The sequence below is a fragment of the Xanthomonas dyei genome, from assembly GCF_002939865.1.
GTDB lineage: Bacteria > Pseudomonadota > Gammaproteobacteria > Xanthomonadales > Xanthomonadaceae > Xanthomonas > Xanthomonas dyei.
The window spans coordinates 56,962-77,177 of sequence record NZ_MDEE01000019.1 but is presented as its reverse complement, the minus strand read 5'-3'; the positions used below and the strand labels follow the sequence as shown (position 1 = coordinate 77,177).

14 protein-coding genes and 1 other RNA gene are annotated in these 20,216 nt (G+C 64.1%); 11 read left to right on the top strand and 4 right to left on the bottom strand.

Annotated elements, in window-relative coordinates; genetic code table 11:
* Positions 1 to 3: 3 nt before the first annotated feature.
* From XdyCFBP7245_RS13690 to XdyCFBP7245_RS13665, 6 genes are all read left to right on the top strand, one after another.
* Positions 4 to 1,512, top strand: coding sequence for a type I restriction-modification system subunit M (locus XdyCFBP7245_RS13690; protein ID WP_016904388.1), 1,509 nt, complete (start codon positions 4 to 6; stop codon positions 1,510 to 1,512).
* Positions 1,505 to 2,602 (top strand): virulence RhuM family protein, encoded by a 1,098-nt coding sequence (locus XdyCFBP7245_RS13685; RefSeq protein ID WP_244907813.1) that lies wholly within the window; start codon positions 1,505 to 1,507, stop codon positions 2,600 to 2,602. The genes XdyCFBP7245_RS13690 and XdyCFBP7245_RS13685 overlap by 8 nt, the downstream gene beginning before the upstream one ends.
* Positions 2,603 to 2,655: 53 nt before the next feature.
* Complete coding sequence (locus XdyCFBP7245_RS13680) at positions 2,656 to 3,870, top strand: restriction endonuclease subunit S (protein WP_104616139.1); 1,215 nt, start codon at positions 2,656 to 2,658, stop codon at positions 3,868 to 3,870.
* Positions 3,867 to 7,157, top strand: coding sequence for a type I restriction endonuclease subunit R (locus XdyCFBP7245_RS13675; RefSeq protein WP_104616138.1), 3,291 nt, complete (start codon positions 3,867 to 3,869; stop codon positions 7,155 to 7,157). The genes XdyCFBP7245_RS13680 and XdyCFBP7245_RS13675 overlap by 4 nt, the downstream gene beginning before the upstream one ends.
* A complete protein-coding gene (locus XdyCFBP7245_RS13670) occupies positions 7,154 to 7,897 on the top strand; it encodes a M48 family metallopeptidase (RefSeq protein ID WP_104616137.1) in 744 nt (247 codons plus the stop codon). Before XdyCFBP7245_RS13675 ends, XdyCFBP7245_RS13670 begins: the two co-directional genes overlap by 4 nt.
* 351 nt (positions 7,898 to 8,248) lie before the next feature.
* A complete protein-coding gene (locus tag XdyCFBP7245_RS13665; protein ID WP_104616136.1) occupies positions 8,249 to 8,452 on the top strand; it encodes a hypothetical protein in 204 nt (67 codons plus the stop codon).
* A 352-nt stretch (positions 8,453 to 8,804) separates the two neighbouring features.
* On the opposite strand, the gene XdyCFBP7245_RS13660 is transcribed toward XdyCFBP7245_RS13665, so the two are convergent.
* Positions 8,805 to 10,184 (bottom strand): alpha-L-fucosidase, encoded by a 1,380-nt coding sequence (locus tag XdyCFBP7245_RS13660; protein ID WP_104616135.1) that lies wholly within the window; start codon positions 10,182 to 10,184, stop codon positions 8,805 to 8,807.
* Positions 10,185 to 10,295: 111 nt separating this feature from the next.
* Here XdyCFBP7245_RS13660 and XdyCFBP7245_RS13655 point away from each other — a divergent pair, with 111 nt between their 5' ends.
* Positions 10,296 to 11,435: a sialidase family protein gene (locus XdyCFBP7245_RS13655; protein ID WP_104616134.1), complete on the top strand. Its 1,140-nt coding sequence runs from the start codon at positions 10,296 to 10,298 to the stop codon at positions 11,433 to 11,435.
* 351 nt (positions 11,436 to 11,786) lie between these two features.
* Positions 11,787 to 13,469: a type III secretion system leucine-rich repeat domain-containing effector XopL gene (gene xopL, locus XdyCFBP7245_RS13650; RefSeq protein WP_104616133.1), complete on the top strand. Its 1,683-nt coding sequence runs from the start codon at positions 11,787 to 11,789 to the stop codon at positions 13,467 to 13,469.
* 134 nt (positions 13,470 to 13,603) lie between these two features.
* Here the strand turns inward: xopL and XdyCFBP7245_RS13645 are convergent, their stop codons facing one another.
* From XdyCFBP7245_RS13645 to XdyCFBP7245_RS13635, 3 genes are all read right to left on the bottom strand, one after another.
* Positions 13,604 to 14,335, bottom strand: a complete 732-nt coding sequence (locus XdyCFBP7245_RS13645; RefSeq protein WP_104616132.1) for a copper homeostasis protein CutC — start codon at positions 14,333 to 14,335, stop codon at positions 13,604 to 13,606.
* Positions 14,332 to 15,396, bottom strand: a complete 1,065-nt coding sequence (locus XdyCFBP7245_RS13640; RefSeq protein WP_104616131.1) for a glycosylasparaginase — start codon at positions 15,394 to 15,396, stop codon at positions 14,332 to 14,334. The genes XdyCFBP7245_RS13645 and XdyCFBP7245_RS13640 overlap by 4 nt, the downstream gene beginning before the upstream one ends.
* A gap of 139 nt (positions 15,397 to 15,535) precedes the next feature.
* Positions 15,536 to 15,610, bottom strand: a non-coding RNA gene (locus XdyCFBP7245_RS13635) — sX9 sRNA.
* Between the two features lie 729 nt (positions 15,611 to 16,339).
* On the opposite strand from XdyCFBP7245_RS13635, the gene XdyCFBP7245_RS13630 reads away from it, so the two are divergent.
* The 3 genes from XdyCFBP7245_RS13630 (at position 16,340) to XdyCFBP7245_RS13620 (ending at position 20,213) form a co-directional block, all read left to right on the top strand.
* Entirely contained in the window at positions 16,340 to 17,839 is a 1,500-nt protein-coding gene (locus XdyCFBP7245_RS13630) for a vWA domain-containing protein (protein ID WP_372469593.1), read from the top strand.
* Positions 17,840 to 17,868: 29 nt separating this feature from the next.
* On the top strand, positions 17,869 to 18,441 hold the full coding sequence (locus XdyCFBP7245_RS13625; RefSeq protein WP_104616151.1) for a sigma-70 family RNA polymerase sigma factor: 573 nt from the start codon (positions 17,869 to 17,871) through the stop codon (positions 18,439 to 18,441).
* Between the two features lie 1,139 nt (positions 18,442 to 19,580).
* Entirely contained in the window at positions 19,581 to 20,213 is a 633-nt protein-coding gene (locus XdyCFBP7245_RS13620; RefSeq protein WP_104616129.1) for a hypothetical protein, read from the top strand.
* Positions 20,214 to 20,216 lie beyond the last annotated feature (3 nt).

Below are 20,216 nucleotides of genomic sequence, written 5' to 3'. Positions count from 1 at the left end.
CCCATGAGCAAGACCGATATCGCCCAGGACACCATCAATGCCGCCGTCTGGGGCGCCTGCGACACCTTCCGCGGTACCGTGGACCCCAGCGTCTACAAGGACTACGTGTTGACCATGCTGTTCCTGAAATACGTCTCCGACGTCTGGCAGGACCATTACGATGACTACAAGACCAAACACGGCGACAAGCCCGGCCTGATCGAAGAACTCCTCAAGAGTGAGCGTTTCGTACTGCCGCATAGCGCCAACTTCTACACCCTGTACGACCAGCGCCACCGCCCCGGCAATGGCGAGCGCATCGACAAGGCCCTGCACGCCATCGAAGACGCCAACCTGGGCAAGTTGCGCGACGTGTTCCAGGACATCAGCTTCAATGCCAACAAGCTGGGCGAGGAGCAGCAAAAAAACGATCTGCTGCGCCACCTGCTGGAAGACTTCGCCAAGCCGGCGCTCAACCTGCGCCCCTCGCGCATAGGCCAGCTGGACATCATCGGCAACGCCTACGAATACCTGATCAAGAATTTCGCCTCCAGCAGCGGTAAGAAGGCCGGCGAGTTCTACACCCCGCCGGAAGTCTCGGCGCTGATGGCGCGCCTGATGGACCCGCAACAGGGCGATGACATTTGCGACCCCACCTGCGGCTCCGGCTCGCTGCTGCTCAAGTGCGGCCGCCTGATCCGCGAGCGCACCGGCAGCGGCAAGTACGCGCTCTATGGCCAGGAGGCCATCGGCAGCACCTGGGCGTTGGCCAAGATGAACATGTTCCTGCATGGCGAGGACAACCACCGCATCGAGTGGGGCGACACCATCCGCAACCCCAAGCTGCTGGCGGGCAACCACCTCAGGGACTTCGACATCGTGGTGGCCAACCCGCCGTTCTCGCTGGAAAAATGGGGCCACGACAGCGCCGGCAACGACCCTCACGACCGCTTCCGTCGCGGCCTGCCGCCACGCACCAAGGGCGACTACGCCTTCATCCTGCACATGATCGCCACCATGAGGCCGCGCACCGGCCGCATGGCGGTAGTGGTGCCGCACGGTGTGCTGTTCCGTGGCGCCGCCGAGGGCCGCATCCGCCAGAAGCTGATCGACGAAAACCTGCTGGACGTGGTGATCGGCCTGCCGGAAAAGCTCTTCTACGGCACCGGCATCCCGGCCGCGGTGCTGGTCTTCCGCACCAAAAAGAAAGACAAGAACGTGCTGTTCATCGACGCCAGCCGCCACTACCAGGACGGCAAGAACCAGAACCTGCTGCGCGAAAGCGATCTGCAACGCATCCTGGACACGGTGCAGGCGCGCCAGAACGTGGACAAGTACGCCTACCTGGCCAGCCCGGCCGAGATCGCCGGCAACGACTACAACCTCAATATCCCCCGCTACGTCGATACCTTCGAGGAAGAGGCCGAAATCGACCTGATGGCCGTGCGTCGCGAGCGCGAACAGCTCAAGGCCGAGCTGGCCAGGCTGGAGGAGCAGATGGCTGGGTATCTGAAGGAGTTGGGGTATGAGTAAGCGCTCACCGCCATCACCGGCCAGCGAGAGCGAAGGCACCGGCGCATCAGAAAACCGGCCGCCCATCGCCTCCCAGAGCGAACTGGTGCTCTACACCACCGAGGACGGCGCCACCCGCTTCTACCTGCGCGCCGAAAGCGGCAGTGTCTGGCTAAGTCAGTTGGAACTGGCTGCACTGTTCCAGACCTCCGTGCCCAACATCAACATCCACATCAAGAACGTCCTGGCCGAAGGCGAGCTGCAGGCCGAGGCAACCATTAAAGATGACTTAATGGTTCGCACCGAAGGCGCCCGCCAGGTACGGCGGCCGCTGAAGCTCTACAACCTGGACATGATCCTGGCCATCGGTTACCGGGTGAAATCCCCGCGCGGCACCCAGTTCCGGCAGTGGGCCACCACCCATCTGCGGGAGTACCTGGTCAAGGGCTTCGTGATGGACGACGCGCGCCTGAAGGACCCGGCCGGCTGGGACCACTTCGACGAACTGCTGGAACGCATCCGCGACATCCGCACCTCGGAGAAGCGGTTCTACCAGAAGATCCGCGACCTGTTCGCGCTGTCGGTGGACTACCGCGACGACGACACCGCCACCGGCCAGTTCTTTGCCATGGTGCAGAACAAGATGCTCTACGCCGTCACCCAGAAGACCGCCGCCCAACTCATCGTGGAGCGCGCCGACCCCGACCAGCCCAACATGGCGTTGACCGGCTGGAAGGCCGGCCGCGTGCGCAAGACCGACGTCATCGTGGCCAAGAACTATCTGCACGCCGAGGAGATCACCCAGTTGAACCGCATCGCCGCGATGTTCCTGGACTACGCAGAGGACCGCGCCAGCCAGTGCCAGGACCTGCGCATGGACGACTGGCGCCAGTACGTGGACCGCTTTGTCGCATTCAACGAACGGCCGCTGCTGAAGGATGCCGGCACCGTCAGCCACGAGCGCATGCAGCAGATCGCACATGAGCGCTATGCGGTGTTCGATGCCAAGCGGCGCAAGGCGGAGGCGTTGGCGGCGGATGCGGAGGACATCAAGGCGTTGGAGTCGGTGGAGAAATTGGCGCGAAAGGAAGGCAAGAATGCATCCAACTGACGCCGTCTCAATCGTCGCAGCGCAAGAGCGTTCGAACAAAACAGGAGACTGTGATGCTGCCTGAAGGCTGGAGTCGTCAACCTCTTCATGAGGTCGCAGAAGTGCGCACTGGAGTGGCGAAGGGAAAGACCGGCTTACTTGATCCGGTGGAATTGCCTTATCTTCGCGTCGCCAACGTGCAAGATGGTTTTATCGATCTCAGTGAGGTCAAGTCGATTGCAGTGGAACGGCATCAGATTGATCGTTATTCACTCAAGCAGGGCGACATTCTGATGACGGAAGGCGGCGATTTCGACAAGCTCGGTCGAGGAGCTGTCTGGGACGGCACACTCGACCCTTGCCTTCATCAGAACCACGTCTTCGCGGTTCGTGCCAAACAAGATTCGGTCAACCCACTGTTTTTATCGGCATTGTCCGGGAGTGAGTATGGGCGCACCTACTTTCTCAGCTGCGCAAAACGTAGCACCAATCTGGCAAGCATCAACTCGTCGCAGCTGAAGGCTTTTCCGGTCTTATTACCTCCTATCGCAGAGCAGAAGCGCATCGCCCACATCCTCTCCACCTGGGATCAAGCCATCGCCACCGCAGAGCAGCAACTCGCCAGCAGCCGCAGATACGCTGAGGTTCTGCGCAGCGCGTTGCTGTCAGGTCAGCGACGCTTTGGCGATTACGCGCCATGGCAGCCAAAGCCGCTATCCGAAATGATTCGCGAAAGCCGCGTAGCTGGGTCGGGTGGCGATGTGGCCAAGAAGATAACGGTCAAACTCTACGGTCGAGGCGTCGTTGGCAAATCGGACAAGCGCGCTGGTAGCGAATCCACGCGTTACTACCGGCGCTCTGCAGGACAGTTCATCTACAGCAAGCTCGATTTTTTGAACGGTGCATTCGGACGCATCCCCGCCGCATTGGATGGGTACGAAAGTACATTGGACCTGCCCGCCTTTGATTTCCTACAAGGCATTGACCCCAGGTGGTTCCTACACTATGTCTCAAGAGAGACGTTCTACACAGGCCATCTCGGTTTGGCCAATGGCGGCCGCAAGGCCCGGCGCGTCAACCCGAATGACTTATTGCGAGTCTCGATTCCTACTCCCGGTTTGGAAGAGCAAGCACGAATCGCTGACGCGATCGATACCGCACTGAACCTAGTCACCACTCAGGAAAGGCTTCTGAGTCTGATGCGAGAAGAGAAGTCCGCCCTGATGTCCCAACTCCTCACCGGCAAGCGCCGCGTGCGCCTGCCCGACGACGAGGTGGCATCCGCATGACCCACAGCGCCCCCGACACCCGCGAACAGGCCAGCGCGCAGCTGCCCGCCCTGCACCTGCTGTGCAACCTGGGCTGGCGGTACCTCAGCGCCGCCGACTGCCTGGCGCTGCGCGGTGGCACCCGCGAGGTGCTGTTGCTGCCGCGGCTGCTGGAGGTGTTGCAGACACGACGCTACAGCTACAAAGGCCAGGCCTACCCGCTCTCGCCCGGCGCCATCGACCAGATCGTGCGCGAGCTGTCGGCGCTGCCGTTGGGCGATGGCCTGCTGGCCGCCAACGAGCGGCTGTACCACCTGCTGGCGCTGGGCATCACCGTCACCGAGTTCATGCCCGACGGCAAGAAGCACCAGCCCACCATCGCGGTGATCGACTGGACTGACCCAGCCGCCAACCGCTGGGACATCACCGAAGAATGCGAGGTGCTGTCCGCGCAGGGCACGCACACCCGCATCCCGGACATCGTAGGCTACGTCAACGGCCTGCCGCTGGTGGTGATCGAGGCCAAGCGCGCCGATGCCGGGCATGCCGGCAAGTCGATGGTCAATGAGGGCATCAGCCAGCAGTTGCGCAATCAGCGCAGCGAGGAGATTCCGCAGCTGTTTGCCTATGCGCAGCTGCTGCTGGCCATCAGCCTGACCGAGGCGCGCTACGGCACCACGCTCACCCCGGCCACGTTCTGGGCGCGCTGGCGCGATGAGCAGTTCGACCAGGCGCACCTCAGCCGCCTCAAAAATGCCGCCCTGCCCGCCGCCACGCGCGATGCGCTGCTGGCGGGCAAGCCGGCGCCGCTGCGCGCCTACTGCCAGGCGCTATGGGCACAGCCGATGCTGCCCACCGAACAGGACCGGTTGCTGGCCGGCCTGCTCACCCCGGGCCGGCTGCTGGAGATGCTGCGCAACTTTGTGCTGTTCGACCGCAAGGTGGGCAAGCTGGTGGCGCGCTACCAGCAGTTCTTCGGCATCCGCGCGTTGCTGGCGCAACTGCGCAAGCTCCGGCCCGATGGCGGCCGCGAGGGCGGCGTGCTCTGGCACACCACCGGCTCGGGCAAGAGCTTCACCATGGTGTTCCTGACCAAGGCGCTGCTGCTGGACCCGGCCCTGCAGGAATGCCGGGTGCTGGTGGTCACCGACCGCACCGACCTGGAAACCCAGCTGGCGCGCAACTTCCTCAGTGGCGGCGCATTCGGCTCGGCCGTGGCCACCCGCAAGGACGGCGAGCGCAGCAAGGCCACCACCGGCCGCGACCTGGCCCAGCGCATTGGCCAGGGCAACGAGCGCATCACCTTTTCGCTGGTGCAGAAGTTCACCACCGCCGCCAAGCTGCCCGAGTGCCGCAATCCCTCGCCCGATCTGATCGTGCTGGTGGACGAGGGCCACCGCAGCCACGGCGGCGAAACCCACGAGCGCATGCGCAAGGCGCTGCCCAACGCGGCGTACCTGGCCTTCACCGGCACTCCGCTGCTGAAGGACGAGAAGACCGCCAACAAGTTCGGCCCGATCCTGCACGCCTACTCGATGCAGCGCGCGGTGGAAGACCAGACCGTGGCGCCGCTGCTGTACGAAGAGCGCGTACCGGAACTGGACGTCAACGCGGCCGCGGTGACCCGCTGGTTCGACAAGATCACCGTCGGGCTCTCCGAAGCGCAGAGCACCGATCTCAAAAAGAAGTTCGCCAGCAAGCGCGCGGTGTATGGCGCCGAAAACCGCATCGAGCTGATCGCCTGGGACATTGCCGCGCATTACCACGAGCACGTCAAACCACTGGGGCTGAAGGGCCAGGTGGCCACCGACAGCAAGCGCGATGCGATCCGCTACAAGCGCGCGCTGGACGACACCGGCCTTGCCACCAGCGCGGTGGTGATCTCCCCGCCCGACACCCGCGAGGGCAACAGCGCGGTGGACGAGGACACGCTGCCGGACGTGCAGAAGTGGTGGAAGCAGACCATCGTCGATGCCCGCATCGGCCCGGAAGACTACGAGCGCGAGACGGTGCAGGCCTTCGGCGGCGACGGCGACCCGGACCTGCTGATCGTGGTGGACAAGCTGCTCACCGGCTTCGACGAGCCGCGCAACGGCGTGCTGTATATCGACAAGCCGCTCAAAGGCCACAACCTGATCCAGGCGGTGGCGCGGGTGAACCGCCTGCACGATGCCAAGCGTCATGGCCTGCTGGTGGATTACCGCGGCATCCTGCCCGAGCTGGACACCGCCGTGCGCGCCTACCGCGACCTGGAAACGCGCACCCAGTCCGGCTTCGACGTGGCCGACCTGGAAGGGCTGTATCACGCCGTCGGCACCGAGTACAAACGCCTGCCCGCGCTGCATGGACGGCTGTGGGCGTTCTTCGACGGGGTGGCCAACCGCCGCGATCTCGAACAGTTCCGGCAGCGGCTGATACCGCATTTCGTGCGCGGCGCCGATGGCCAGGACTACGACGACCGCCAGGCGCTGCGCGAGGATTTTTATGCGGCATTGACCGACTTCGGCCTGTGCCTGCAAACCGCATTGTCTTCGCGCAGTTTCTTTGAAGACAGCGCCTTTCCCGATACCTTGATCGACCGCTACAAGCAGGATCTGCGCTTCTTTTCCGGGCTGCGCCTGACCGCGCGCCGCGATGCGATGGAGACGGTGGACTACAGCATCTACGAAGACCAGATCCGCAAGCTGGTGGACAAGCAAGTCATCGGGCGTGAAGTCCGCGAACCCGAAGGCGCCTACGTGGTACACGAGCTGGGCCAGCCACAGGACCCGCAGAGCTGGTCGGACGACAAGACCCGCAACGAGGCGGACCTGATCCAGACCCGGCTGCGCAAGACCATCGAGCAAGACCTTGCCGGCGACCCCTACGCGCAACAAGTCTTCGGCGAACTGCTGCGCCAGGCGATCGCCGAGGCCGAAGCCATGTTCGACCACCCCTTGAAGCAATACGCAGTGTTCAAGGCGTTCGAACAACGCCTGGAAACCGGGCAGGCTCCCGGCATTCCTGCTGCGCTGGCCGACAACCCGCATGCCAGCGCCTATTTCGGCGCCATCCGATTGGAGTTGGGCGAGCAGGCGCTCGCTGCCCGAAACGCCGACCAGATGGCCGAGCTGGTGGCCTTGGCCATCCGCATCGACGAGGTGGTGCGCACCGCCGTTGCAGAACATTCCTTGAACCAGCACAGCATCGAATCGCAGATCCGTCAGACGCTGCTGCCGCCCATTTTCGACCTGCTCGGGCTGGACCACGCCAAGGCGCTGGTGGAACAGGTGGTTCACATCGCACGCATTGGGCTCAGCCGCGCATGACGGCCGACCAGACCGCGTCCCACATGGTGGTGCGCTATGGCGAGCGCCGCATCCACTGCCAGATCCGGCGATCCGCGCTGCGGCGCAGCCAACGCATCGCCATCCATGTGGAGCCGGACGGCCGGGTACGGCTGGACGCCCCGCTGCACGCGGCCGATGCGCAGATCAGGCAGGCACTGCTCCAGCGCGCGCGCTGGGTGCATCTGCAGTTGCTTGCCATCGAGCAGCGCCAACACCAGCTCATGCCGCGCGAGTACGTCAGTGGCGAAACCGTGCTGCATCTCGGGCGGCGGTACCGCCTGAAGGTGGTGCTTGCCGACCAGACACCCGACGTACGCCTGCGCGGTGGCCATGTCGAAGTCCGCGTCCCCACACCTGAACCCGATGGCGTGCGCGCTGCACTCGGGCTCTGGCAGCGCGAGCGCGCCAAACAGCTGCTGCCGCAGCGGGTGACCAACATCGCCGCTCCGCTACGCTGGATTACAACTGCGCCTCAGGTATCGGTGCGCGCCATGCAGCGTCGCTGGGGCAGTTGCTCTCCGCTCGGCAGGATCACGTTGAACCTCGGACTGATCTGCGTGCCCGGGCCGTGCATCGACTACGTCGTCCTGCATGAGCTGTGTCATCTCAAGGTCCACAGCCACGGCAAGCCCTTCTACCGCCTGCTCGACATGCACATGCCGGATTGGCGAGCAGTGAAGGGCCGCCTGGATGCCCTGGCTGAACTGGCGTTGCGGTGAGAGCCCGGACAACCGTTCTCCCGCGCACTCCGGTGCATCGACCGAAACGACAACTGGCCGCAAAGTGACCCGCGATGGCCTGACGCGCGACGCTGGCGACAACGTTCAGATTTCCCGGCAGCTGGCGATGCGCGTCTGAGGCAATACCTAACACGCCGCCAGGCAATATCTTGGCCGCCCTTCAGACACCGCATCCCCCGCCGTTATCAGAACGTCCGGTGCACCTGTACCGCCCGCTGCCGCCCTGGTATCGGACGGACCATATTCCAGGCAAGATCACCGGCTGACACCGTTACGGGGGCGCTTTGGTTGCTACGTAGACGGCCTGATTGCAGGTTCCAGGAGCGTTGCATGTCGTCGTCCACCGTTGTTGCGCAAGATTCCACCTCCGTTGCCCCGGAGCACACCCAGCACGCGTTTGCAGAGCAGCTCCACAACAAGCCCATGGGCAGCACCGAAGCGGCGCACATGATGACGTTCCTGTGCCAGACCCAGTCGGCCAAGAAGCCGCAGACGCTGTTGCCACCGCAGGTGCGCGACGAGAACGCCGCCTGAGCGCAGCCAAACGCGTCTAACGCGGGTCATGGTCTTGGACGCTTGCGAACGTAAGGCCCGCAGCGTTATTTGAACTCGCTTGGCAGCACTGCCGCGATCGCGCGCAGACACCGCATGCGAACACCAGAATGCGGGCCGCAACGCAGCGCATATAGTCATGCGTTGGCGTGAGCATGGGCCTTCAGCGATCGAGCATCACCAGCACGCCATCAACCGCGGCAACAACGCAAGCACGCGTCGGCAACACGCTGACCACTTGCGCAGCAGCGTCATCGCCAGCCCCTGCGTATCAGGCAGGGCTGCACTCCCATTGCAGCAAGCGCCGCCCTGCCGATGACCGCCGTCCCGATGCTCAGCGCGTGGCCGCACCCTTGCCGGTATTGAACAGCTGAAACTCGCGAATATGCACCGCATCGGCACTGGACTGGATGTTCAAGCGCACGCGTGATGCGGTCACCGGGGCGAAATGGTCGATCTTCATCCGGCCGATCGCCTGCGCCTTGGCCACCGGCACCCACTTACCGTCCTGCCATGCTTCTACCGCGTACTTCTGCACCTGCTGGCCGCCGTTGATCCACTCCATGCTCATGGCGCTGTCGAAGGTCACCGGCTGCTTGAATTGCAGCTCCAGCACCGCGTGATCCGAGCCGGCCGGCGCGCTCCAGAAGCTGTCGCGGTCGCCATCCACCGCGGCGTCGATGCCGTCGGTTTTCTTGAGATTGCCGGCTACCAGATTCTTGTCGGCGCCGTAGCGTGCCTTGATCGCCTGACCAAGCTCCTGCAGCCGCACGACATCGGCATCGGGCAGCAAGCCGCGCTTGTCCGGTGCGATACCCAGCACCAGCTGACCGCCCAGACCCACACTCTTTTCCCAGATTTCCATCAGCTCATCCACGCTCTTGAGCGTCTGATCGCTGTTGGGATGCCAGAACCATTGCAGCTTGTGCAGCGGCGTATCCACTTCCACCGGGCGCCAGCGCAGATAGCCGTGGCGATCGATCACATTCCAGTTTTCGCCTTCGATAAAGCCCGCTTCGTTACCCACCCAGCGCACGTCACCGTATTCGAACAAGGCGGTGTCGGCAAACACCATCGCATTGGCTTGATAGGTGCGCAGCTCTTCCATGTACTTGTCGAAGTTGTACACGTGGCCCGCGCTGCCGGCGCCATCCAGCCACCATTCGGTGATGGGGCCGTAATGCGAGGCCAGCTCCACTAATTGCGCCGCATAGAACTTGTCGTAGGCCTTGGAATCGGCGTACTTGGGCTCGTGGCGGTCCCACGGCGACAGGTACACGCCAAAGCCCATGCCTTCCTTGCGCACCGCGTCGCTGGTGAGCTTGACCAGGTCGCCCTTGCCACCCATCCACGGGCTGTTCTTCACCGAGTAATTGCTTTCGGCGGTCGGCCACAACGCGAAACCGTCATGGTGCTTGGCCACCAGAATCACGTAACTGGCACCGGCAGATTTGGCCGCACGCGCCCATTGCCCCGGGTCCACGTTGGACGGGTTGAAGGTCTTTGCGCTGGCGGTGCCGTCGCCCCATTCCTGGTCGAGCCAGGTATTGGGATTGAAATGCACGATCACGCCGAACTCCAGATCCTGCCAGGCAACCTGCTGCGGCGATGGTTTGACCTCGGCAAAGTTTTGCGCCATGGCCGAAGGCAGGGTCAGCGCGGTGAGGCCAAGTGCGGCCAGCCAGCGCAACGGGGAGAGCGGGTGTGATGACATCGCGGGTCCTCGCAGTGGTCGGCGACCACGGCCGCCTGGGATGACCAAAGCATATGGTATTTAATAGATGATAAATAGGTATCTTTAAAATCCGCACAGGACTGGACCACGATGCATTCGCCACGCCTGCTGATCGGCCTTGTTGCCAGCCTCGCCACCGGTATCGCGGGGGCACAAACACCCGCATCGCCGCCCTCGCCAATCGTGCTCAGCGAGTTCATCGCCGACCCGGCACCCACCCCGCAGGCGCACGCGTCCACGTTGCTGGAAACCCGCGATGGTCACCTATTGGCGGCCTGGTTCGGGGGCGCGCACGAAGGCGCAGCCGACGTCGGCATCTGGCTGACCCAGCGCGATGCGCAGCATTGGCAGCCACCGCGCCGCATCGCCGATGGCACGCGTGCCGGCACGCAGGGCGCGACCGTGCCGGCCTGGAACCCGGTGCTGTTTCAATCGACCACCGGCCCGGTGCAGCTGTATTACAAGCTCGGCCCCAACCCCCGGCAGTGGTGGGGGCTGCGCATGACCTCGGCCGATGATGGAGCGCATTGGTCTGCGCCGCAGCCGCTGCCCAACGGCATCCTTGGGCCGATCAAGAACAAACCGCTGCAACTGCCGAGTGGGCGCATCCTGGCACCGAGCAGCAGCGAAGACCGCGGTTGGCGCGCGCATCTCGAGTGGAGCGACGACGACGGCGAGCATTGGCAGCGCGGCATGCCGCTCAACGCCCCCCGCGTGATCGGTGCGATCCAGCCCAGTCTGTTGCTGCACGCCGATGGCCGCTTGCAGGCGCTGGGCCGCAGCCAGCAGAACAAACTTTTCAGCACCTTTTCGCACGATGGCGGCCTGCATTGGCAACCGATGCAGTTGCTCGATGTAGACAATCCCAACTCCGGCACCGATGCGGTGACCCTGCGCGATGGTCGCTCGCTCTTGGTCTACAACCCGGGCATTGCCGGCAAGGATTGGTGGGACGGGCGCGGCACCCTGGCCGTGGCGGTGTCCGACGATGGCCTGCATTGGCAACGCGTGTTGACGCTGGAAGACAGCGCAAAGGACGAATTCTCGTATCCGGCAGTGATCCAGACCCGCGACGGGCTGGTGCACATCAGCTACACCTGGAAGCGGCAGCGCATCAAGCATGTCGTGGTCGATCCGGCGCGGCTTGTCGCAGCGACGCCCGCCGCCGCAGTGCTGTCTGAGCACCGCACAACCGCATGCAGCCACGCCACCGCCACTTCGTCCCGCTGACGATGGCTTCGCGCCCCGGTGTTCGCGCAGTGCGTTGCATGCTGATCATTTCCGGCGAGCACGACGGACGAGACGAGGAATGCGATGAGACGCGTCGATCAAGCACGGCCACCTGACACCCAAGCGAGACTGCCGGAGGAGGCGTCCGATCCAGCGGCGATCCCACGCGACCACCCAACCGTTCCCCCTTCGCCCGCGCAGCCTGCAGGCCCGCTCGGTGGTCTGCTCCGGTATGTGCCCGGCTACCGGCCTGGTCGTCGGCCAGCCACGTTCGCCTCCGCTGAGACCTCCAGCCAGCCGGCCACCTTCGACGTTGCGTCCCCTCCAGGCGGATCCGGCAGCTCCGTGCCGATGAACGAGCAGCCTGCAGATCCTTTACAGGCACCGGACCTGCCACGGCTCAGCGACGCAGAACGCCGCCGTTTTCAGTCCGTGGCGACAGCTTCGCCAAGCTCGTGGCCGATGCGCCTCCCGGTGGCACCTACCGATGACGCTTCGCGATTACAGGGCAGCCCAGCGCTTGGCCCTTATCAAGACGTCTTGTTGCAATGGCAAAAACACTGCAACGCAGATCGCAGCCGATGGCATGGCGCGTGGCGCCAGGCCAACAGGAACAACTCGGCGATCAAGACAAGAACAGCGCGGGCATTGAAAGCGACAGCCAAGATGCTGGCGGATGCAACCCAACCGGGGTGCACATCGCTGGAGCTGCACTCGGTGCCCCTTCCACGATTCCCCGAGCAGACATACCGTCTTTCTCGGCTGCAGCGCATGACCATCAACGCAACCGGATTGATTGAGCTTCCGGAGTCGATGCGGGAGCTCGCGGGTCTGGAGATCTTGACGCTTGCGCACAATCCGATTCGCTCGCTGCCTGCATCCATCTCAAGCCTGAACCGATTACGCGAGCTATCCATCCTCAATTGCCCAGAGCTCAAGGAACTCCCCCAGCAGTTTGGGAGCGCCAATGCATCCGGCCAGCGCGAGGGGTTGGTCAACCTGCAGACCTTGCAGTTGATAAATACCGGAATTAAATCGCTTCCGGCCTCCATCACCGGCCTTGAAAATCTCAGAACGCTACGAGTACGCAATGCGCCGTTGTCCACCATTGCCGTAGCCATCCATCACATGCCCAAGTTGGAAGAACTGGATTTACAAGGCTGCACAGCACTACGCAACTATCCTCCGATTTTCGGCGGCAATGCGCCGTTGAAGAAACTCAACCTGCAAGACTGCAGCAACTTGGCCACACTGCCACTGGACATTCACAAACTCACGCAACTCGAAGAACTCGATCTGCAAGGTTGCGACAATCTGACCAGACTGCCCTCGTCGATCGCCAGATTGCCTGCCAGCTGCCTCATCCTGGCTCCTGCACATTTACAGGAGCAGCTCAACCTTTATCGCCTGATTGCGCGCCCAGCCGAACCTCAGCGGACTGGCGCAGCTGCCGCCGGCCCCTCGACTGCCGTCGCAGGCGATGGAGCCAGCGCATCGTCCTCGGTCGTTGCAGCCGACCTGCGAAACGAGGATGCGCTCAAACGTATCGACGACACCGCACAGGCCATGCTGAGCGCAGTCATCGACGATGAAAGAAACCCGTTTCTCGAAAACGCTCCATCCTATCTTCCAGAAAAACGACTTGACGCAACTCCCACCACGTTTGGCCAGATCCCGGCACTGAAGAAAATGCTGGAAGAAAGCAGGGATCGCCATTTCCTGACAAGGGTGAACAACATGGCAGGCCCATCCCCCAGAGTCGAAGACCCGACGCAGGAAAGCCTAAGCCGCCACTACATGAACGTCAGCAACTGGAAGGCGCAAAAAAACGCACACCTGGGCATTGTCGATCATCTCGGCAAGCACGTTTATGACGAAGGAACCCACATCGACGCAGCGGCGCTGGCCAAGGCGGTCCAGATGTGGAAGACCCGCGAGTTGCTTGTCGCGGCGCACCCGGAGGACCGGGCACGCTTTCCCGCTTTCACGCTGCATATTCCCGAGCGCGCGCACGAAGACTCGGATAGCGAGTAGCAAATAACCTCAGAACATCCACGCCATCCGTGGCGCCAAGCGTGACAGGCATGGAAAGAATCGGGCGTCGCTGTCATCGTGCTTGAGCAAGTCAGGCAGCGGCTGCCCCGGCGACACTGCGCGTTGCACGTTTCTCAACCGTGCTGCAACGCATCCACCATCTGCTTTACCCGCACGATATCGGTGCGCTGGTAGTCGCCTCCCAGATCGCGGATATAAGGATGCGGCGCCGGCACCTGCGCGGCAATCACGCTACGCGCCGAGGCATGGAATTCGTGGGCGCCGGTTTGCTGCCGCACGGTGCGAAGGTTGCTCTCGGAGAGTCCGGCACCGGGCATGACGCTGATCCGCTCGCCCGCTTGACGCACCAGGGCGGCAATGGTGTCGACACCTTCAAGAGCGCTGGCTCGCGCCCCCGAGGTCAGCACGCGCTCGCAGCCCAGCGCAATCGCGTCCTCCAATGCGCGTGCCGGGTCGGCGCTCACATCGATCGCGCGATGGAAGGTCACCCCCAGCGATCCGGCGGCGTCGATCAGCACACGCATCGTGGCCATATCGACCTGGCCATGCCGATCCAGCGCGCCCAACACCACGCCATCGCACCCTAGTCGTACGCACTGCTCTACATCGCTGCGCATCGCCTCGACTTCGTCCGCATCGAACACAAAGTCGCCCACGCGCGGGCGAATCAACACATACAGCGGAATCTGCAAACGCTCACGCACCACCGCCAGCGTGCCGTAAGAGGGCGTCAACCCGCCGCCATCCAGCCCGCCACACAGTTCCACGCGCATCGCACCGCCGTCTTGCGCGGCCAACGCCGAGCCCACCGAGTCGGCGGCAACTTCCAGACCTGGCGCGCTCACGCAGCAGGCTCCTGGCTGTAGTGACTTTCGCCGGGCACCAGCAGGTCCTGCCGGGTTGCATCGCACACCGCGTAACTAAAGCCTTTCTGGATCGCAAACGCGCCCACTTCGCCACGTTTGTTCATCGCCAAGAACCCGACCTGCAACGTGCGCGTCAGTTCCGGCTTGCGGCGGATCAACCGCATCACCACCTCGCGACAGGCGTCGGCCGGCGACTTGCCCTGGCGCATCATTTCCACCACCGCAAAACTGCCGACATTGCGAATCACTTCTTCGCCCACGCCGGTGGAGGTCGCGCCGCCCACCTCGTTATCCACGTACAAGCCGGCACCGATGATCGGGCTATCGCCAACCCGGCCGTGCATCTTCCACGCCATGCCGCTGGTGGTGCAGGCACCGGACAGATTGCCGTGCGCATCCAGTGCCAACATGCCGATGGTGTCGTGATTGTCTTTACCGCCGGGCAATTTGGCGTCGCGCCACGCGCGGTTTTCCACATTGGCCTCGGGCGAATACTTGGATGTCTTCAGCCACTGCTTCCACGCTGCTTCCGAACTTGGCGTCAGCAGCTTGGTCTTCGGAAAACCCTGCTCAAGCGCGAACTGCCGCGCGCCATCACCGACCAGCATCACGTGCGGGGTCTTTTCCATCACCGCGCGCGCCACCGAAATGGCATGCACCACATCTTCCAGCGATGCCACTGCGCCGCAATTGCCCAGGTGATCCATGATGCAGGCATCCAGCGTTACCCGACCATCGCGATCCGGATACCCGCCCAGGCCGACGGTGGGATTGGCCGGGTCCGCTTCGGGCACGCGCACGCCCGCTTCCACCGCATCCAGCGCGATACCGCCGGCACTCAGGATTTGCCACGCGGCCTGATTGGCGGCCACGCCGAAATCCCAGGTCGAGATCACCCGTGGCGCGCCCGCCGACAAAACCGCAGGGCGCCCCGCTGCGGTGGATTTCGCTGCGGCCTGCGCACGCGCGCCCCACCCGGCCAGGCCGGAAGCAATGGCGCCCAAAGTGGCGCTCTTGAGGAAATGACGACGTTGAATCATCCAGGCGAACTCCATGACGGAAACAGATGCCGCGCACCGCGCCGCAGCCTCCCATCATGCGACAGCGCTGGCCGCGGATAAACCGCATTGCCGTGCGCACCCGGTGCGGATCCGCGCACAACCGCGACTGGCTTGGCGCGGCTGGCCAAAAGCAGCGAGTGGTCGTCAGGTAGGCGTGGATGGCGCGCTCCGAGCCGGAGTGGACGAGTGGCATGCCGCACCGGGCACCGGTCGTGCCCGCCTGGTGATGAGCGAAGTGGTTGTGTTAGCCACTCCCTCTCTGGCTGGTATCGCTGCAGTTGCTGAGCGTTCTGGCCGATGCCCACGCCAACGTCCATCAGACAGAGCAGCGGGCCTGAGGAAGTCCTGCACACCTCCCGGCAGTCCTGCAAAGGCGTTCTGCTTGCCCACGGCAAGCCGATTGCGGTGAGCGGACGAGATGCCCGCAGGCGGCAGCCACCACGCAGCAGCACCAACCACCGCCGAACCCAACTGCAAACCCACCGCGAAAAAATCTTTCTCCAGTTAACCCCATTTCCCGCGCTGGCCCGTTTTACCTACAGAGGCGCAGTGCACGGCGACCTCGGGCCGTCTGGTTGTTACCCACTTCGTCATCGCCACGCAAAGGATTCCCATGCCACGTCACAGCCTTCTCGCGCTCGCCCTGCTGCTGAGCGCCTGCTCGCACGAACCCATCGCACCCGTCGTTGGCGACCCGCCGGCATCGCCCTTTCCCGACCCAATGACATCGCCACCGGACACCGCCGAGATCGCGTATACGCCCGCAGCCGAACCCCAACCCGCGCGCCCACCCGTGCTCGCGGATCCTGCACCGATACAACCAAGCCCGGCTGACATGGTCTATGCGCCCAGCCCGCCAGCACCCGCGGCGCCGCAGAGTGCCAATGGCGCACTTGCGCGGCAAGCACCTGCGGCCACGCTGATGGCCAAGCGCGCGCTGCCCGATCGGTCCATGCCCGTAGCGCCGATTGCGTCGATGACACCGGCCGAGAATCGCGAAACCTACCAGACCCTCAACGACAACCCGGTCGTGCAGGCCGCAGACAATCCGGTGTCTACCTTCAGCATCGATGTCGACACCGGCAGCTACAGCAATGTGCGGCGCTATCTCACCAGTGGCAGCCTGCCGCCGGTCGATGCAGTGCGCGTGGAAGAGATGATCAACTACTTCCGTTACGACGACCCCACACCCCGCGACAGCCAACCGTTTGCCGTGCGTACCGAACTGGCGCCCACACCCTGGAACAAGAGCAGCGTGCTGTTGCGCATCGGCATTACCGGGCGCGATGTCGCAGCGTCTGCCATGCCGGCAGCCAACCTGGTGTTCCTGGTCGATGTCTCCGGCTCGATGGACGCACCCGACAAGCTGCCGCTGTTGCAGTCCTCGCTCAAGCTGCTGACACGGCAGCTGCGCGCGCAGGACCGCATCACCTTGGTGACCTACGCCGGCAACACCGCCGTGGTGTTGCCGCCGACATCCGGCAATCAGCAAGCGCGCATCGTCGAAGCCATCGACAGCCTGCAATCGGGCGGCGGCACGGCCGGCGCCAGCGGCATCGAGCTGGCGTACAAGGCCGCGCAGCAGAGCTATCTGCGTGGCGGCATCAACCGCATCCTGCTGGCCACCGATGGCGACTTCAATGTGGGCGTCACCGACTTCGATACGCTCAAGGGCATGGTCGCCGAAAAGCGCCGTTCCGGTGTGGCGTTGTCCACGCTCGGCTTTGGCACCGGCAACTACAACGACACCTTGATGGAGCAATTGGCCGACGCCGGCGACGGTGCCTACGCCTACATCGATTCGCCGCTGGAAGCGCGCAAGGTGTTGACTCACGAGCTGGGCGCCACGCTGGAAACCATCGCGCGCGACGTCAAGATCCAGGTCGAGTTCAATCCGGCCACCGTGCAGGAATACCGCCTGATCGGCTATGAAAACCGCGCACTGCGCCGCGAAGATTTCAACAACGACCAGGTCGACGCTGGCGACATCGGCGCAGGCCACAGCGTCACCGCGCTGTATGAAATCACCCCCGCACGCGGTGAAGCCTCGGTCGACCCGCTACGTTATGCCACTAAAGCCAAACGCCCGGCCGCAGACAACGGCAACGAGCTTGCCCATCTCAAGCTGCGCTACAAATTGCCGGACGCGCAGCGCAGCCGCCTGCTGGACACCGTCATCCGCAGCGACCAGCAGGTTGCACTGAACGCCTCGAGCGACGCGTTCCGGTTTGCGGCAGCGGTCGCTGGTTTCGGCCAACGTCTGCGCGGCGGCAACCAATTGCACGGTTGGGATTATCCGCAGCTGCGCGCCTTGGCAGCAGGCAGCATCGGCAAGGACCGCTTCGGCTACCGCGCCGACTTCCTGCGCATGGTGCAGCAGGCCGAAGCGCTGAGCAGCCGGCCGGTGGCCACCACCGACTGATGCGCGCAGCGGTTGCCTATACTGCGCGCATGCATCCTGCCGATCTTGCGCATCTCCCCGACGAGGAGCTCATGCTCCTCGTCGCCAATGGCTTTGTCGAACAGCCGGCCACCGAGCTGTTCAAGCGGCATAACCGCGCCTTGTTCAATTTTCTGGCATGGCAGTGCGAGGGCAATGTCAGCGAGGCCGAAGACCTGGCACAGAAGACCTGGCTCAAGCTGATGACCCGCTGCAGCGACTACCGCCCCGAGCAAGCCGCCTTCAGCAGTTTTCTATTCCAGATCGCGCGCAATGCGTGGATCGACACCCGCCGTAGCGCTTACGTCGCCACCTCGGTGCCATTGGACGACACCCACCTGCACCTGCCCGACGACGACCTGTCCACCGAGCAGCTGGCAATGCTGGGCCAGCAGCAACATCGGGTGCGCAGCGCGGTGATGGCCTTGCCCGATGCGCAACGCGAAGTGGTAGTGCTGCGGTTCTTCTCAGGTTTGGCCATCGAAGACATCGCACAGGTGATCGGCGAGGGTTTCGAGACCGTCAAAAGCCGGCTGCGTTATGCATTTGCCAAGTTGCGCCTGAGCCTGGACGCCGCGCAGTGAGCACACTATTCGAGCGCTTTATTGCTGGCGAAGATGGCCTAGCCGCGTTGCTACGTGCATTGCCGGCCTACGCGTCGCCCGACCGCATGCAAGCGTGGTTTGCGCAGGCCGCTGCGCAGGCCGACAGCACACGCAATAGCGCTGCGCCTGGATCGGCGCAGACAACATCGGCAGACGCAGCAGACATCTTACAGTTCGAACCACCAGCAACGATGGGCGCCATCTTCGCTGCCGCTGCCGCGCAGGCGGAGCAAGCGCAGGCCGCACAGCGCGCCGCCATCCACGCACGACTGGCAGACGGCGACGACGCGGCGCAGGCACTGGGTGCGCCGATACACGACAGCACGCGTGCCTGGTTGCAGCAGGAGCTGCCGGTCCCGAGCACAGGCGCGCCTGCGTTGCGGGAGAACGATGGCGCCGGAGCGCCTGTGGGTGATGGCACTGCGCCAGTGGAGGCGACGCCGACGGCGAGTCGCTCGTCCTCCAGCGTTGCACCAGGTGATACGTCGCCGGCTCCGGTGCTGGTAGCAGCGACGCCACCGATCACCGCGCAGACCGGCGATGCAGCGCAAGCAAACGATGCAACGCGTGCGCATCCCCCTGTCGCGCGTCGCGCACGTCGCCAGCGCTGGATGCCGGCATTGGCACTGGCGGCCTCGGTCACCCTGGCGGTCGGCGTCGGCCTGCAATGGCAGGCGACCGAGCCGCCGACGACATCGATGCAGGCTGCGCCGGCTGCGGCTGTGCCAGCCGATCGAGCCCAGGCGGACGCAGAAAAGCTAACAAGATCGGCCCCGGACAATCAGACACCGCTGCCTCAGATCCCGCAGCCCGCGCCCGCGCCCGCGCCCGCATCAACGTCAACGTCAACGTCAACGTCAACGTCAACAGATTCTGATGGCACGGTCGAAGAACGCATGCGTCAACCCGCTTCTGCCCCGCCGCCGCCAGTGTTTGCGCCACCGTCGATGCCCGCGCCCGCGCAACCTGTGGAGTCGTTGGTTGTCGTTCCGGCTCCCCCGGCGCCGCCCGCAGCACCTTCCGAACCCGCGCCAATCGCAGCAGCACCTGCCGCCGACCTCGCGCTGCCGGCGCTACCTGCACCGGTTGCGCCGTCCGTCAGCGCATCAGTCGCCGAGATGCCGTCTTCGTCCGCAAATCGCAACGCCACTGTGCCGGATACCGCCATTGCCGCGCAGGCAAGCGTACGCAGCAAACCGAAGCCGGCAGCTGCGCCTGCGTTTGCCGCTGCGACACCGGCAAACGACATGCAGCCATTCGGGCAATTGGACACGGGGAACCCTGCGCACTCCACGCCAGCCGCTGCAGTGGTCTCCCGGGCGCCTCAGGATGCGCAACTGTCGCGCGCCTCGATCAAACGCGCACCATTGCAGAAAGACGCTGCCACGCAACAACGCGTGCAACAACACACCGCAGCGCAGGCTCCCGGGCCGGTATCGACAGTGGCTGCTCCGCAAGCCAGCGCCGCAGACGATGCCGCAAGATCCTCCACGCCGGTGCACTTGCTTGCGTTGACGACCTCACCGGATGCGTGGCTCGACCACGCTCTGCCTGCTGGACAACAGGGGCCGGTGCAGTTGCGCATCTGGGTGGCAGATCCCGAGGCGGGCGCGTTTCGGCAATGGCTAGATCGACTGCGCAAGGCATACAGCCAGCGCAATGTACCGGCGCAGCTGGACATCGCCCGCGACCCACGCCTGCCAACCGACCGCGTGCGCGTCGAAACGGTGAGCCCAACGCAACCGAAGTGAGTG

Excerpts from the sequence above, each read along its gene's own strand:
- xopL (WP_104616133.1), top strand. The coding sequence starts at position 11,787 with ATGAACGAGCAGCCTGCAGATCCTTTACAGGCACCGGACCTGCCACGG.
- XdyCFBP7245_RS13630 (WP_372469593.1), top strand. The coding sequence starts at position 16,340 with ATGGCCAAGCGCGCGCTGCCCGATCGGTCCATGCCCGTAGCGCCGATT.
- XdyCFBP7245_RS13655 (WP_104616134.1), top strand. The coding sequence starts at position 10,296 with ATGCATTCGCCACGCCTGCTGATCGGCCTTGTTGCCAGCCTCGCCACC.
- XdyCFBP7245_RS13690 (WP_016904388.1), top strand. The coding sequence starts at position 4 with ATGAGCAAGACCGATATCGCCCAGGACACCATCAATGCCGCCGTCTGG.
- XdyCFBP7245_RS13620 (WP_104616129.1), top strand. The coding sequence starts at position 19,581 with ATGCCGTCTTCGTCCGCAAATCGCAACGCCACTGTGCCGGATACCGCC.
- XdyCFBP7245_RS13670 (WP_104616137.1), top strand. The coding sequence starts at position 7,154 with ATGACGGCCGACCAGACCGCGTCCCACATGGTGGTGCGCTATGGCGAG.
- XdyCFBP7245_RS13680 (WP_104616139.1), top strand. The coding sequence starts at position 2,656 with ATGCTGCCTGAAGGCTGGAGTCGTCAACCTCTTCATGAGGTCGCAGAA.
- XdyCFBP7245_RS13665 (WP_104616136.1), top strand. The coding sequence starts at position 8,249 with ATGTCGTCGTCCACCGTTGTTGCGCAAGATTCCACCTCCGTTGCCCCG.
- XdyCFBP7245_RS13660 (WP_104616135.1), bottom strand. The coding sequence starts at position 10,184 with ATGTCATCACACCCGCTCTCCCCGTTGCGCTGGCTGGCCGCACTTGGC.
- XdyCFBP7245_RS13625 (WP_104616151.1), top strand. The coding sequence starts at position 17,869 with ATGCATCCTGCCGATCTTGCGCATCTCCCCGACGAGGAGCTCATGCTC.
- XdyCFBP7245_RS13675 (WP_104616138.1), top strand. The coding sequence starts at position 3,867 with ATGACCCACAGCGCCCCCGACACCCGCGAACAGGCCAGCGCGCAGCTG.
- XdyCFBP7245_RS13640 (WP_104616131.1), bottom strand. The coding sequence starts at position 15,396 with ATGATTCAACGTCGTCATTTCCTCAAGAGCGCCACTTTGGGCGCCATT.
- XdyCFBP7245_RS13685 (WP_244907813.1), top strand. The coding sequence starts at position 1,505 with ATGAGTAAGCGCTCACCGCCATCACCGGCCAGCGAGAGCGAAGGCACC.